The following is a 13642-nucleotide window of genomic DNA, read 5'->3' as shown; positions in this document are numbered from 1 at the left end:
AGCTGCCTGAGGGGCAATCCAGACTTGAGGTGCAGGCGTTTGCCCCAGCAGGTGCACATCGTGTGCCACCCGCAACGCAGCGCTCGAACGCGCCACAGCTGCGCCCGCCGCCGCAATAGGTTCCGCCCAGGGGAATGCAGTGGCCGTCAAAGCTGCATCTCTGTCCACCCGAGCAACACCGACTGCCGCAGGCAAACTGACCCGCCCGGCATTGATCCGCCCCGCCAAGCAACTGGGCCGAGGCGGGCTCGCCGCCGAAGGCAAGCACCAGAGCAACTAGAAGGAATCGCAGAAAAGACAGCATGACGCCCGCATGGTCGGTCTGTCCCGGTGCCGAGGCAAGGTCTATTCGCTTTCCCTCAGGCAAAAGCTGGTTAGATTGAGGGCATGGAATCGGGCTTGGACTATCACACTGCAAAGGCGCTGCTGGAATGGCAGATCGAACTGGGCGCGACCGAGGCGATCGGGGACGCGCCGATTGACCGTTATGCCTTGCCGGATACGACGCCCAAGGCGAAGAAGCCCGCGACTCCTCAAGCCGCGCCGGAAAAGCCCAAACAGGTCGATCCGGTGGCGATTGCCAAAGCAGCCGCTCAAGGCGCCGGATCCCTCGACCAGTTGCGCACGGTGATGGAGGCGTTCGATCATTGTGAGCTGAAGCGCGGCGCGCGGCAGTTGGTCTTTGCCGATGGTACGCCGGGTGCGCGAGTGATGATTATTGGCGAGGCTCCGGGCCGGGATGAGGATCGCGAAGGCAAACCCTTTGTTGGTCGGGCCGGGCAGCTATTGGACCGTATGTTGGCGGCAATTGATCTGGACCGCGCGCAGGATGTCTACATCACCAATGTGCTGCCGTGGCGCCCGCCGCAGAACCGCGATCCCAAACCCGAAGAGATCGGCATGATGAAGCCGTTTCTGGAGCGTCACGTGGCGCTCGCCAAGCCTGAGGTGCTGGTGGTGATGGGCAATATCAGCTGTCAGGCGGTTTTGGGTAAACGCGGCATCACGCGCTTGCGCGGGAGTTGGGATCAGGCGCTGGACCTGCCCGTCATCCCGATGTTCCACCCCGCCTACCTGCTGCGACAGCCGCAGATGAAACGACAGGCCTGGGCGGATCTGCTCGAGCTGAAAGCGCGACTGGGGGCCGGGTGATGCGTATCCTGGCGTTCTCGGACCTTCACATGGCACGCAACCGGGCGGCCGATCTGGTGGCCGCCAGCACTGATGCGGATTTGGTGATCGGTGCCGGAGATTATTGCAACATGCGGCAGGGTCTGGATGAAGCGATGCAGATGCTCTCGGACATAGCGGCACCTCTGGTTCTGGTCCCCGGCAATGCCGAAAGCGCGGCTGAGTTGACGGACGCGGCCCCTGAGGGGGTCCATGTGTTGCATGGCACGGGCATGACGGTCGACGGGTTGCGCTTGTTTGGTTTGGGCTACGGCGTGCCAGTCACGCCGTTTGGCGACTGGTCCTGTGACCTGAGCGAGGCCGAAGCCGCAGAGATGCTGGACCGTTGCGATGGAACAGATGTGCTGGTTGTTCACTCTCCGCCCAAGGGGTTTGGCGATACTACGTCACAGGGGATGTCCGTCGGATCGGTCGCGGTGCGCGATGCGGTCGAGCGCCTGCAACCGGAACTGGTCTTTTGTGGGCATATCCACGATAGCTGGGGCTATCGCGGGTCATTGGGTCGTTCAGAAATCGCCAATCTTGGCCCCAGAACAAATTGGTTTGAGGTTGCGATATGATCGAGACCGTTACTCTGCTGGCCTTTGTCCCCGCCGCGATGTTGCTGAATCTCACACCCGGCGCGGATATGATGTTTTGCTTCGGGCAGGGCCTTAAATCCGGACCCCGACCGGCGCTGGTGGCAAGTGCTGGGATATCGCTGGGACTGATGGTGCATGTCCTGCTGGCAGGGCTGGGCCTTGGGGCCTTGGTCAATTCGATGCCATGGCTGTTTGATGTCATCCGCTGGATGGGTGTTGCTTATCTGCTGTATCTGGCCTGGGGCGCAATCCGCAACGGAGCGGTCTCGACCGAAGGGCCAGCAAGGCCGACGCGCATGGCGTTCCGAGACGGGATGGTGGTCAACCTGACAAACCCCAAGATCATTCTGTTCGTTCTGGCCTTTATCCCTCAATTTGTTGATCCCGCAGCAGGCCCGATCCTTGGGCAATTCATGATCTTTGGCGCGATCATCGCATTGGGTGGTTTTGTCGTGAACGGATTGGTTGGCGTGTTCGCTGGCGGTGCCGGCCGGTTGCTGATCGGAAATCCACGCGCCTCGCGCATTATGGGATGGGTGACGGGCGGGATTTTCACCGCGCTGGCGCTGCGGCTTGCAATCATGGAAAGGGCTTGACGCCTGATGTCACGTATCGACGAAACGATTGAGTTCATTCCCATTCGCATCGCTGTTCTGACCGTCTCGGACACGCGCTCGGTTGATGAGGATCGTTCGGGACAGACACTGGTGGAGCGCATCGAAAAGGCGGGGCATGTGGTTGCGGATCGCAAGATCATCCGCGACGAGCGCGCCCAGATCGCCGATCAACTGCGCGCCTGGGTGGCGGATGCGGGGATCGACGTGGTGATCTCGACCGGTGGCACTGGGCTGACCGGGCGGGACGTGACGGTCGAGGCGCATCGCGACGTCTATGAAAAAGAGATCGACGCCTTCGGAACCGTTTTTACCATTATCTCGATGGAAAAAATAGGAACCTCGGCGGTGCAGTCGCGCGCGACAGGTGGCGTGGCAGGCGGAACCTACCTCTTTGCGCTCCCGGGCAGCCCCGGGGCCTGCAAGGACGCTTGGGACGGAATCCTCGAGAAACAGCTCGACTATCGCCACCGACCCTGCAATTTCGTGGAAATATTGCCCAGATTGGACGAACATCTGCGACGGAAGTAGACTGGTCGCACGTTCAAAACCTTATAACCGCTTTGTGGCTTGGCATATTTCGTGCCTCCGCTACATTTTCCGCAGGGCAGCCCATTTGCAACCGGGATGAATAATAGATGCGTTTTTTAAGGCAGAGTCTGGTCGGTGTGTTTCTGGCGTCGCTGACGCTGGCATTGCTGTTTGTCGCCGTTCAGATCGTCACAGGCGCCGTGCAAGAGGTCCTGATCCGCGAGAATGAGCAACCCAAAGCGCGCGAGCGGGTCTTTGCGGTGACCGTCCGTCCGGCTGTATTCGAAACCGTCACGCCCAATCTCGAAGCCTTCGGCGAGGTGCAAAGCCGCCGCCGTCTGGAGTTGCGCGCGGCACTGGGCGGCCGCGTGATCGCATTGGCTGATGATTTCGTGGATGGCGGCACCGTCACCACAGGTGAGGTTTTGGTCGAGCTTGATCCGGCGGATGCGCAATCGGCTCTGGATCGTGCCAAGTCGGACGTTCTGGATGCTCAGTTTGAAGAACGTGATGCTGAACGGTCATTGCTGCTGGCGCAGGATGAATTGAAATCAGCTGAGGCGCAGGCTGAGCTGCGTGAAAGGGCCCTGCAGCGTCAGCGCGATCTTGAATCCCGCGGTGTGGGGGCACCTGCCAGTGTGGAAGAGGCCGAATTGATCGCCGCCGCCGCACAACAATCGGTTCTGGCGCGCCGCATTGCCCTTGCGCAGGCGGAATCGCGGGTGGATCAGGCTACGACCCTGCTGGCCCGCGCACGGATCGCGCAGGAAGCGGCAGAGCGTGACTTGGAGGACATGACTATCCGCGCAAGGTTTGGAGGCACGCTGACAGATGTCACGCTGGTCGAAGGGCGTTTGGTTTCAGCAAATGAGAAGCTGGCCGAACTGGTGGACCCCAACGCATTGGAGGTGGCCTTCCGCGTTTCAACCGCGCAATTCGTGCGTTTGCTGGACAAAGACGGAGCGCTGATCAACGCCCCTTTCACTATCTCGCTCGAGGTCACAGGGGCCGACCTGACCGCGAGGGGCCGGATCAGCCGTGACAGCGGCTCGGCAGGTGAGGGGCAAACCGGGCGTCTGATCTATGCCCGGCTCGACGATGCCTCGGGGTTCAAGCCCGGTGATTTCGTGACCGTGACGGTGCAGGAACAGCCCTTGGAAGAGGTCGCACGCCTTCCGTCTTCAGTTCTGGACGCAGCTGGAACCGTTCTGGTTCTGGGTGCGGATGATCGTCTGGAAGTCCTGCCTGTGCGACTGATCCGCCGTCAGGGCGATGAGGTTCTGTTGCGTGGCGAAGGGCTGGAAGGGCGCGAGGTCGTGATAGGCCGCACGCCTCTGCTGGGGTCTGGGGTTCGCGTGCGCCCCCTGCGTCCCGAGGCCAGTGCCGATCCTGATCTGGTTGAATTGACCGATGCGAAACGGGCCGAACTGATCACTCATGTCGAGGCGAGAAAGGATATGCCTGAGGCCGAGAAAACACGCATGCTCAGCCAGTTGGAAGAGGCGAAGGTTCCGGTCTCGCTGGTGCGTCGCATTGAAAACCTGGCCGGGGGCTAAGCGCCATGATGCGCGACATCCCTAGCGCTGCCGGTGGTATCCTGAGCTATTTCACCCGGCACAGAACCGTGGCCAACCTGTTGTTGCTGGTGATGCTGGTTCTGGGCGCGGCGGCTATCCCGAATATGCGAGCCCAATTCTTTCCGGATGTGGTTCTGGAACGGGTCGACGTGAATGTCGAATGGGAAGGGGCTGGCCCCGAAGATGTGGACAATGGCATTGTCCAACTGCTCGAACCTGAATTGCTGGCGGTCGAAGGCGTGGCAAGCACCACGGCGACCTCTCGCGAAGGCTCTGCCAGTATCCGGCTGGAGTTCGAGCCGAACTGGGACATGTCCCGCGCCGTTGAGGAGGTGCGCACCGCCGTCGACAGCGTCACCAATCTGCCCGAAGATGCCGAAGAGCCCACGATCCGACGGGGGGCCTGGCGCGATCGGGTGACAGATGTTGTCGTCACCGGCCCAGTTGATCCGGACCAACTGGCCAAGTTTACCGATGAGCTGATCAACCGCCTGTTTGCCGCTGGCGTGACCCGCACCACGATCCGCGGTCTCGCCGCCCCGCGTGTGGTGGTTGAGGTGCCGACCGCTCAGCTGATTGCCAATGATGTGGCTTTGGCCGACATTGCCTCGGCCATCTCGGCTGAGGTCAATGCCAGCCCTGCTGGGGACGTGACGGGCGCCAACGCGCGCATCCGGACCGGCGCAGAAAAGCGCACGCCGGAAGAGATTGAGACCATCGCTCTGCGGACATTTGCGGACGGCTCGAAACTGTTTGTTGGTGATGTGGCGCAGATCCGGGTGGAAGGGGTCAATCGCAACCGCAGCTACTTTGTCGGGGACAATCCGGCCATGTCGGTTCGGGTGGACCGGTCCAATCTGGGGGATGCCATCGCGATCCAGCACACGGTCGAGGATGTGGTGACCGAGATGCAGGCCAGCCTGCCCGAAGGTGTCTCGGTCGAGATGATCCGTACCCGCGCGCAGGCCATCACCGACCGTCTGGATATTCTGATCGACAACGGTCTGGTCGGCCTTGGCCTAGTCGTGTGTCTGCTGTTTCTGTTCTTAAACGCGCGTATTGCGTTTTGGGTTGCGGCGGGCATTCCAGTTGCAATGTCAGCGGCAATTGCGCTGATGTATATCGGTGGCCTGTCGCTGAACATGGTGTCTCTGTTCGGTCTGATTATCACGCTTGGGATCGTGGTGGATGACGCCATTGTTGTGGGTGAACACGCTGATTTCCGCGCCCGCCGACTGGGGGAGCCGCCCATCGTGGCCGCCGAACGCGCCGCCCGCCGCATGGCCATGCCGGTTTTTGCGGCCACCATCACCACCGTGATCGCCTTTTTCGGCCTGACCCTTGTGGGTGGCCGGTTCGGAGAGTTGATCCGCGATATCCCCTTTACGGTGATCGCGGTGCTGGCGGCCTCACTCATCGAATGCTTCCTGATCCTGCCCAACCACATGTCCCACGCCATTGCGCATTCGGCCAAGGAACACTGGTACGACCTGCCCAACCGGGTGGTGAACCGGGGCTTTCGCTGGGTGCGGGACACCCTGTTTCGCCCCCTGATCGCTTGGGTCATCTGGGCGCGCTATGTCGTGGTTGCATTGATGCTGGTGATCCTCGCGACTCAGGCTGCCCTGTTCATTCGCGGCGATGTGAACTGGCGGTTCTTCAACGCGCCCGAGCGTGGCTCGGTCACTGGCAATTTCATCATGGCCGAAGGCGCAACGCGCGCTGACACGATTGCCATGATGCGCGAATTGCAGCGCGCCACGGAAGAGCTAGGCCAGATCTACGAGGAGCGCCACGGGCGCAATCCTCTGGAATATGTTCTGGCCGAAGTTGGCGGCAGTGCAGGGTTCGGTCTGTCCGCCGCTGAGGGCAAGGATGACGACCTACTGGGCGGTATTTCGATCGAGCTGATCGACGCCGACCTGCGCCCCTATTCCAGCTTCGAGTTTGTTGGTGAGTTACAGGATTTCGTCCCCCGCCATCCCAAGGTTGAGCTGCTGAGCTTCCGGGGCTGGCGCTCGGGTCCCGGAGGGGATGCGATTGACGTGCAGTTCTACGGCGCGGATGTGGACACGCTGAAAGCCGCCTCTGAGGATTTGCAGACAGAACTGTCAAAATACCCAGAAGTCTCGGCGCTTGAGGACAATCTGGCCTATGACAAAGAGGAATACATTCTCGACCTGACGGCACAGGGTCAGGCGCTGGGCTTCCGCATCGAAACGCTGGGCCGCGTGCTGCGCAACCGGTTGAACGGGATTGAGGCCGCGACCTTCCCCGATGGCCCCCGCAGCGCCGAGATCCGCGTGGAACTGCCCGAGGGTGAGTTGACCGCCGATTTCCTGGAACGCACCCTGATGCGCACCCCAGACGGGGTCTATGTCCCGCTGGCCGACATCGTCTCGGTCGAGCGTAAATCAGGCTTTTCAACGGTCCGACGCGAGAACGGGTTGCGGGTGATCTCGGTGAATGGCGATATCTCCGAGGATGATCCTGCCCGCGCCGCCGAAATCGGTCGTGCCATGAACGAAGAGATCCTCCCGCGCATTGCGGGCGAATATCAGGTCGACTGGCGTATGGCTGGCCTGAGCGAACAAGAGGACGAGTTCCTGTCCGAGGCGCGCACCGGTCTGATCCTGTGCCTGACCGGCATCTATCTTGTTCTGGCCTGGGTGTTCGCCAGCTGGTCGCGACCTCTGGTGGTGATGTCGATCATTCCGTTCGGATTGGTGGGCGCGATCTGGGGGCACTATATCTGGGACGTGCCGCTGAGCATGTTCACTGTTGTCGGGCTTCTGGGCATGACAGGCATTATAGTCAACGACTCGATTGTGCTGGTGACCACCATTGATGGCTACCAGCAGGAGAGGGGGTTGGTGCCCTCAATCATCGAAGGTACAGCCGACCGTTTGCGCCCCGTAATGCTGACCACGCTGACGACGGTGCTGGGTCTGACGCCGCTTCTGTATGAGGGTTCGCAACAGGCACAGTTCCTCAAGCCAACGGTGATCACGCTGGTTTATGGGCTGGGTTTTGGAATGGTCCTGGTTCTGGTTCTGGTGCCCGCTCTGCTGGCGATCCTGAACGATTTCGCGCGCCCAATGACCGCGATGCGCCGGGCGATCTATGCGCGGGACCGCGTGGTGCAGGCCGCGCTGGGTGCGACCGCTTTGGCGCTGTTGCTCTGGTTTGCGGTGACGCTGGTCTGGCCGATGGTCTCGGGTGCGCCTGTAGACCCATTGGTCGGTCTTTATGGAGGTGCAGAGGCCCCCGAGATTCTGCGCATGGGTTTGGGAGCGTTTGTGGCGGGTGCCATCCCCATCGTGATCCTGAGCGTGCTGCTGTCTGGGATGTTCTATGCCCGGTTCAAAAGCCGGGCCGGAGCCTAGCCTGCCTTTAGCGCAAGCTGCAACAGGCTGGCCACACGGTTGCTCATCGGCAGGTCGCTTTTGAGGATTCGCTCGATAGGAAACCATTGCGCGTCCAGCGCATCATCCCCTGCCAAAGGCGTGCCGGATTGGTACCGACAGGCCACCCCTACCAGTAGGTAGTGCGACAAGACTTGCCCATCCGTATCCCTCCTCAGCAGGTCTAGATTGTCCAGATAGTGCAACGGTTCAGCCGTGACCGATGTTTCCTCAAACAATTCCCTTTCTGCGGCCTGAAGGACGGTCTCACCCCATTCCACATGGCCGCCAGGAAACCCCCACAGGCCTCGATCCGGTTCCTTACTGCGTTGCACCAGCAGAACGTGTTCCTGATGCAGGACAACAGCCAGCGCACCGATCTTGGGAGATTGGGTCATAAGGTCAGCCTGCAGAGCATCCCTGAATGTCCACCGCGTGATTGGCGCCGAGAACCGTGATCCGGATTTCAGACCGGTCCAGCGCAAAGGGTGCGCCCGAGGCGCTGATCACCTCGGATCGTGCAATCAGTGTGCCGCCCTGCCGCTGCGTTTCGGGTTGCGAAGCCCAAAGGATCGGGTTCCCCGGCTCGATCACCGCAACCTCTTGCCCGCCGGCCGAAGGCATGGTCACCCGCGCCTCGATCTGCATCCCGTCCGAGGTTGGGGTCAGGTGGCAGCTGGCCTTGGCCACACGGGCTTCACGGGCCGAGTAGGGGCGCTGCGCCAACGCGGCCGCAATTGCGGGGTTGCGCCCGGCATTGGTGTTAACCTTATGGTCGAAATCCAGACGCTGCGGGATGCACACGTCCTTGCAGACCCCCAGATCCACCTCACCCCGCAGGCGCACGGGTTTGGCGGGGTTCTTGGGCGTGATCTCAACCGGCAGCACCAATTGATCCTCGTAGCCTATGGATTTCAGGCCGTTCTGGTCGAAAATCTCGGGCGCGGGCCAGGTGATACGCACGTCGCCCAGATTTCCGGATCCGCTCCAATCGAATTGCGGCGGGATCCCGGCGTCGCCCGGCGCGCGCCAATAGGTCTTCCAACCCTCTTTGAGGGTCAGGCGCAGCGCGCCCAGATAGGTCCCATTGGCCGTGCGTCCTCCGTCCAGAACATCCAGCGCAACAACGCCGTCCAAACCCTGCGCCGAGGCGGGTGCGGACAGGCCCAGACAGGCGAGCAGAAGGGCAACCGAAGATTTCATGCGAGTCATCATACCCCATTACATGCGCCGTGCGGACCTGAAATCCAAGTCACGTTCGGGTCACCTGTGTGAAATCTGCTGAAATCAGCTTTGCTCCCTTGCCAATACCAGTGCCGCAGGTTCATTGTTTAGGGGTAACGAGCAAGAGAAACCTCGCATGGACCTGACCGGAAAACTGTTGATTGCGATGCCGGGGATGGGCGATCCGCGCTTCGACCACTCGGTGGTGTATATCTGCAGCTACGGCGACGATGGGGCGATGGGGTTGATCATCAACAAACCCTCTGATCTGCGGTTCAAAACCCTGCTGGGGCAGCTCAACATCCCGTGTCGCATTCCTATCATAGGCGAGCGTCTGGTGCATTTCGGAGGCCCGGTCGAGATGTCGCGTGGCTTTGTTCTGCATAGCTCCGACTACGATGCGAACCTGCATTCGATGCAGATTTCGGATGACTTCAGCATGACGGCCACGCTGGATGTGCTGGAGGATATGGCCGCTGGGCGTGGCCCGCTGAACGCGATGCTGACGCTGGGCTATTCCGGCTGGGGCCCCGGTCAACTAGAGGATGAGATCGCGATGAATGGCTGGCTGACGGCGGATGCATCCTCGGAGTTGGTGTTCGATGTGCCCGATGACGACAAATGGGAAAAGGCCCTGGCTACGCTGGGTGTCGACCCGCTGACCCTATCGGCCAGCGCAGGCCGTGCCTAGCTAACTGTCGCGCGGCGCGGCGGCGCGGCGTAGACGGTCATTGATCGCAGCCCCCACCCCATGATCGGGGATCGGTGAGACGGCGATCGGACGCCCGGTTTCATTCAGGCTGTGTAGCGCGGCGAACAGATTGGCCGCAGCCTCGGTCAGATTGCTTGTTTCAGACAGGTTCATGTCACAGGCGATCGGGCCGAACCCCAACAAAACCTCATCCCCTTGCACGGTTTCGGCATTCAACCTGACCGGTGCATCTGGCGCGTAGTGCGACTGCAACTGCCCCGGAGCGGTCAGCATATCTCCCGCTTTGTGCAGGTGAAGACGGGTGTTCAAGACGGTCTCGATCTGTTCCAACGCGACGCCTCCGGGGCGCAGCAGGCTGGGCTCTCCGGCCAGTCCGACGATGGTGGATTCCAACCCGACACCGCAGGGGCCGTCATCCAGAACGGCGGCGATCCGACCACCTAAGCCCGCATGAACATGTGCTGCCGTCGTTGGGCTAATCTGACCCGAGGGATTGGCCGATGGCGCCGCAACCGGCCCGTCAACTGCCGCCAGCAAAGCGCGCGCCGTAAGATGCGCAGGCACGCGAACGGCCAAAGTATCCAACCCTGCAGTAACCAGCGATGACACACCGTGCCCCGGCTTCAGCGGCAGAACCAAGGTCAGCGGACCGGGCCAGAACGCATTCGCCAAACGCTCGGCCTGATCCGACCACTGCACAAACCGCTGCGCCGCCTCAACCGAGGCGACATGGGCGATCAGCGGATTGAAACTGGGCCGACCCTTGGCCTCGTAAATCCCGGCCACGGCCTCACCGTCTCTAGCATCACCTCCCAGGCCATAGACCGTCTCGGTCGGGAAGGCGACCAGCAGGCCCTGACGCAACAGATCAGCGGCCCGGGCAATACCTTCGGGGTCGGCTGTTAGCTCAAGAGTGGTGGGGATCATATCTGGTGACGCCGCGTTTTGGTTGCTTGCAACATGGGGAAGAGTAGGTAATCCCAATACGCAAAGATGCATACCGGCGCTGATCGCAGATTCCAAGTGCGGCCGTGCCGACAGACCGCAAGGGAAGCCATGCCATACCGCGCCCCAGTTTCTGACTATGAATTCCTGTTCCGCCATGTGGTGGGTCTGGATCAGATCACGGCCACCGAGAGATTCGCTGACGCAACCCCGGATGTGGTCAGCGCGATCCTTACGGAAGCGGGCAAGATGTGCGAAGAGGTTCTTGCTCCGCTGCAACGCCCCGGTGATCTGGAACCGGCGCGTTTGGAAAATGGCGTCGTGCGCACCTCACCCGGATACTCGGACGGTTGGAAAGCCATCGCCGAAGGCGGCTGGATCGGGATGAGCGGTAGCCCCGACTATGGCGGCATGGGTCTGCCGATGGCCGTCACGTCGGCGGTCAATGAGATGATGAGCGCGGCCTGCCTGTCGCTGCAGGTGGCCCCCTTGATGTCGCAGGGTCAGATCGAAGCGCTTGAGGCGCATGCCAGTGACGAGCTCAAGGCGCTGTACCTGCCCAAGCTGATGTCGGGCGCTTATTCAGGCACGATGAACCTGACCGAGCCGCAGGCCGGATCGGATGTTGGTGCGTTGACGACGCGAGCAGAACCCAAAGGGGACGGCACCTATGCGGTCACCGGGCAGAAGATCTATATCTCCTGGGGCGACAACGATTTCTGCGAGAATATCTGCCATCTGGTTCTGGCCCGTCTGCCCGACGCGGTTCCGGGCACCAAGGGGATTTCGCTGTTTCTCGTGCCGAAATACTTGCCGGACGCACAGGGCAACCCCGGCGCGGCCAACGACCTAAGCGTCGTGTCGCTGGAACACAAGTTGGGTCTCCATGGCTCTCCGACCTGTGTCATGCAGTATGACGGGGCCACGGGTTGGCTGATCGGGCAGGAGCATGGCGGTATGGCGGCCATGTTCACCATGATGAACAACGCACGTCTGGGTGTCGGTGGTGAGGGTGTCGGCGTCGCCGAGGGCGCGTATCAGCACGCGCTGGCCTATGCGATGGAGCGGAAGCAGGGCAAGACGCCCTCGGGCACGATCATCGACCACGCGGATGTGCGCCGGATGCTGGCCGAAATGCGGGCGGATGTATTTGCGGCGCGGGCGATCATGCTGGCGAATGCCGCAGCGATTGATATGGCGCACGCGACCGGAGATGCCGACTGGGCCGCGCGGGCTGCTCTGCTGACCCCGATTGGCAAGGCTTTTGGCACTCAGACCGGGATGCGCGTCGCCGAGACCGGTGTACAGGTTCATGGCGGCATGGGCTTCGTCGAAGAAACAGGGGCAACCCAGTACTACCGCGATGTCCGCGTGACCGCGATTTATGAGGGAACCAACGGCATCCAAGCAATGGATTTGGTCGCCCGCAAGATGATGGACGGTGGAGACGCTGCTGCCAGCTTGCTCGATGAGATCGAAGATCACGCCGAAGAGGCCCGCTCCAAGATGCCCGATCTCGCCGGTCCGGTGTGGGAGGCCACGGAATCCCTGCGCGAAGCGACCGAGTGGATGGTGGCGCAGGACAACATGAACGCGCGCTTTGCGGGTGCTGCCGCCTATCTGCGCGCCTTTGCGCGGGTTTTGGGCGGGCACTACCATCTGGCCGCAGCCCTTGCCGATCCGGATGGCCCGCGGGCGCGACTGGCGCGCTACTACATCAACGCCTTGCTGCCCGAATATCTCGGTCTGCTTGCGCAGGCGCAGAACGGGGCGGATGACCTCTTTGCTCTCAGCGCCGAGGATCTGGGCGCGTGATGGACGGCGTGGAGCCTTCGGGCATCAGATACCCTTGGCCCGAGCCGCCCGCCCCCGGTGAAGCCATCGAGATTGCCGAGGGCGTGCTGTGGATGCGCTTGCCGCTCCCAATGGCGCTGGACCATGTGAATATCTACGCGCTGGATGACGGCGACGGGTGGACGGTGATTGATACCGGGATGTCCTCGAACAAGACCCGCCGCATCTGGGCTGAGTTGATGTCGGGCCCTCTGGCCGGAAAGCCCATTCGGCGCGCTGTTGTCACCCATCACCATCCCGACCACGTGGGCAATGCAGGCTGGTTTCAGGCCGAACATGAGGTCGAGCTAGTGACCAGCCGCACCGCATGGCTGTTTTCGCGGATGCTCACGCTGGACGTGCAGGAGAACTGGCCGCAGGAGACGCTGGATTTCTACCAAAGCGCCGGGATGGACCCTGCCTTTCTGGAGAAGCGCAAGGCCGACCGTCCGTTCAACTTTGCCGATACGGTCTACCCCATGCCCCTCGGCTTCACACGGATTAAACAGGGCGACGTGATCCGCATCGGTGGGCGCGACTGGGACGTGCATATGGGCAACGGTCACGCGCCCGAACATGTAACACTCTGGAGCCGCGACGATCATCTGGTGCTGAGCGGCGACCAGATCCTTGGCTCGATCAGCCCCAATCTGGGGGTCTATGCGACCGAACCCCTGGCCGATCCGGTCTCGGACTGGATCGAGGCCTGCGAGCGGCTGCAAAAACTGGCCCGCCCGGATCATCTGGTTCTGGGTGGCCACAAGCTGCCCTTCACCGGCCTGCCGCTGCGCATGCGTCAGCTGATCGAAAACCACCACGGCGCGCTGGAGCGTCTGCTGGACTATCTCGACCAACCCAAAGCCGCTGCCGAGTGCTTCGCCCCGCTATTCAAACGCTCCATTCGCGAAGGCGAATACGGGCTGGCGCTGGTTGAAGCGGTTGCACATATGAACCATCTTTATCACAGTGGAGCCGTAACCCGAACGCGTCGCGCGGACGGGGCATGGGTGTTTCAGCGCAAAGGGTGATG

13 protein-coding genes are annotated in these 13642 nt (G+C 61.7%); 10 read left to right on the top strand and 3 right to left on the bottom strand.

Annotated elements, in window-relative coordinates; genetic code table 11:
- The first annotated feature begins 139 nt into the window (after nt 1-139).
- From ACR0I8_RS15350 to ACR0I8_RS15320, 7 genes are all read left to right on the top strand, one after another.
- Nucleotides 140-280, top strand: a complete 141-nt coding sequence (locus ACR0I8_RS15350) for a hypothetical protein (RefSeq protein WP_480703350.1) — start codon at nt 140-142, stop codon at nt 278-280.
- Between the two features lie 107 nt (nt 281-387).
- Nucleotides 388-1152 (top strand): uracil-DNA glycosylase, encoded by a 765-nt coding sequence (locus ACR0I8_RS15345; RefSeq protein ID WP_170691584.1) that lies wholly within the window; start codon nt 388-390, stop codon nt 1150-1152.
- Entirely contained in the window at nt 1152-1751 is a 600-nt protein-coding gene (locus tag ACR0I8_RS15340) for a metallophosphoesterase (RefSeq protein WP_170691582.1), read from the top strand. Before ACR0I8_RS15345 ends, ACR0I8_RS15340 begins: the two co-directional genes overlap by 1 nt.
- Nucleotides 1748-2368 carry a LysE family translocator gene (locus ACR0I8_RS15335; protein WP_170691580.1) on the top strand — a complete coding sequence of 207 codons (621 nt, stop codon included), beginning with the start codon at nt 1748-1750 and terminating at the stop codon, nt 2366-2368. The genes ACR0I8_RS15340 and ACR0I8_RS15335 overlap by 4 nt, the downstream gene beginning before the upstream one ends.
- A gap of 6 nt (nt 2369-2374) precedes the next feature.
- Nucleotides 2375-2917: a molybdenum cofactor biosynthesis protein B gene (gene moaB / locus ACR0I8_RS15330; protein WP_170691578.1), complete on the top strand. Its 543-nt coding sequence runs from the start codon at nt 2375-2377 to the stop codon at nt 2915-2917.
- A gap of 107 nt (nt 2918-3024) precedes the next feature.
- Nucleotides 3025-4473 carry an RND family efflux transporter gene (locus tag ACR0I8_RS15325; protein WP_170691576.1) on the top strand — a complete coding sequence of 483 codons (1449 nt, stop codon included), beginning with the start codon at nt 3025-3027 and terminating at the stop codon, nt 4471-4473.
- 5 nt (nt 4474-4478) lie between these two features.
- The gene (locus ACR0I8_RS15320) at nt 4479-7880 is read left to right on the top strand and encodes an efflux RND transporter permease subunit (protein WP_170691574.1); all 3402 of its coding nucleotides are present in this window, start codon (nt 4479-4481) and stop codon (nt 7878-7880) included.
- On the opposite strand, the gene ACR0I8_RS15315 is transcribed toward ACR0I8_RS15320, so the two are convergent.
- On the bottom strand, nt 7877-8296 hold the full coding sequence (locus ACR0I8_RS15315; protein ID WP_170553721.1) for an NUDIX hydrolase: 420 nt from the start codon (nt 8294-8296) through the stop codon (nt 7877-7879). The two genes, ACR0I8_RS15320 and ACR0I8_RS15315, sit on opposite strands and share 4 nt — an antisense overlap.
- 4 nt (nt 8297-8300) lie before the next feature.
- Entirely contained in the window at nt 8301-9110 is an 810-nt protein-coding gene (locus ACR0I8_RS15310) for a protein-disulfide reductase DsbD domain-containing protein (protein ID WP_480703347.1), read from the bottom strand.
- A 148-nt stretch (nt 9111-9258) separates the two neighbouring features.
- Here ACR0I8_RS15310 and ACR0I8_RS15305 point away from each other — a divergent pair, with 148 nt between their 5' ends.
- Nucleotides 9259-9813, top strand: coding sequence for a YqgE/AlgH family protein (locus tag ACR0I8_RS15305; protein ID WP_170379089.1), 555 nt, complete (start codon nt 9259-9261; stop codon nt 9811-9813).
- On the opposite strand, the gene ACR0I8_RS15300 is transcribed toward ACR0I8_RS15305, so the two are convergent.
- The gene (locus tag ACR0I8_RS15300) at nt 9814-10761 is read right to left on the bottom strand and encodes an L-threonylcarbamoyladenylate synthase (protein WP_170691570.1); all 948 of its coding nucleotides are present in this window, start codon (nt 10759-10761) and stop codon (nt 9814-9816) included. It lies immediately after the preceding gene.
- 129 nt (nt 10762-10890) lie between these two features.
- Between ACR0I8_RS15300 and ACR0I8_RS15295 the strand changes: the two genes are divergently transcribed.
- On the top strand, nt 10891-12594 hold the full coding sequence (locus ACR0I8_RS15295; RefSeq protein ID WP_170691568.1) for an acyl-CoA dehydrogenase: 1704 nt from the start codon (nt 10891-10893) through the stop codon (nt 12592-12594).
- Nucleotides 12594-13640 carry an MBL fold metallo-hydrolase gene (locus ACR0I8_RS15290; RefSeq protein WP_170691706.1) on the top strand — a complete coding sequence of 349 codons (1047 nt, stop codon included), beginning with the start codon at nt 12594-12596 and terminating at the stop codon, nt 13638-13640. The genes ACR0I8_RS15295 and ACR0I8_RS15290 overlap by 1 nt, the downstream gene beginning before the upstream one ends.
- Nucleotides 13641-13642 lie beyond the last annotated feature (2 nt).

This window comes from Ruegeria sp. BG9 (assembly GCF_056538305.1).
The sequence above is the reverse complement of the archived record's forward strand: the minus strand, read 5'-3'. Positions and strand labels throughout refer to the sequence as shown.

Coding starts and splice junctions, on each gene's coding strand:
- ACR0I8_RS15345 (WP_170691584.1), top strand. CDS start 388: ATGGAATCGGGCTTGGACTATCACACTGCAAAGGCGCTGCTGGAATGG.
- ACR0I8_RS15340 (WP_170691582.1), top strand. CDS start 1,152: ATGCGTATCCTGGCGTTCTCGGACCTTCACATGGCACGCAACCGGGCG.
- ACR0I8_RS15335 (WP_170691580.1), top strand. CDS start 1,748: ATGATCGAGACCGTTACTCTGCTGGCCTTTGTCCCCGCCGCGATGTTG.
- moaB (WP_170691578.1), top strand. CDS start 2,375: ATGTCACGTATCGACGAAACGATTGAGTTCATTCCCATTCGCATCGCT.
- ACR0I8_RS15325 (WP_170691576.1), top strand. CDS start 3,025: ATGCGTTTTTTAAGGCAGAGTCTGGTCGGTGTGTTTCTGGCGTCGCTG.
- ACR0I8_RS15320 (WP_170691574.1), top strand. CDS start 4,479: ATGATGCGCGACATCCCTAGCGCTGCCGGTGGTATCCTGAGCTATTTC.
- ACR0I8_RS15315 (WP_170553721.1), bottom strand. CDS start 8,296: ATGACCCAATCTCCCAAGATCGGTGCGCTGGCTGTTGTCCTGCATCAG.
- ACR0I8_RS15310 (WP_480703347.1), bottom strand. CDS start 9,110: ATGACTCGCATGAAATCTTCGGTTGCCCTTCTGCTCGCCTGTCTGGGC.
- ACR0I8_RS15305 (WP_170379089.1), top strand. CDS start 9,259: ATGGACCTGACCGGAAAACTGTTGATTGCGATGCCGGGGATGGGCGAT.
- ACR0I8_RS15300 (WP_170691570.1), bottom strand. CDS start 10,761: ATGATCCCCACCACTCTTGAGCTAACAGCCGACCCCGAAGGTATTGCC.
- ACR0I8_RS15295 (WP_170691568.1), top strand. CDS start 10,891: ATGCCATACCGCGCCCCAGTTTCTGACTATGAATTCCTGTTCCGCCAT.
- ACR0I8_RS15290 (WP_170691706.1), top strand. CDS start 12,594: ATGGACGGCGTGGAGCCTTCGGGCATCAGATACCCTTGGCCCGAGCCG.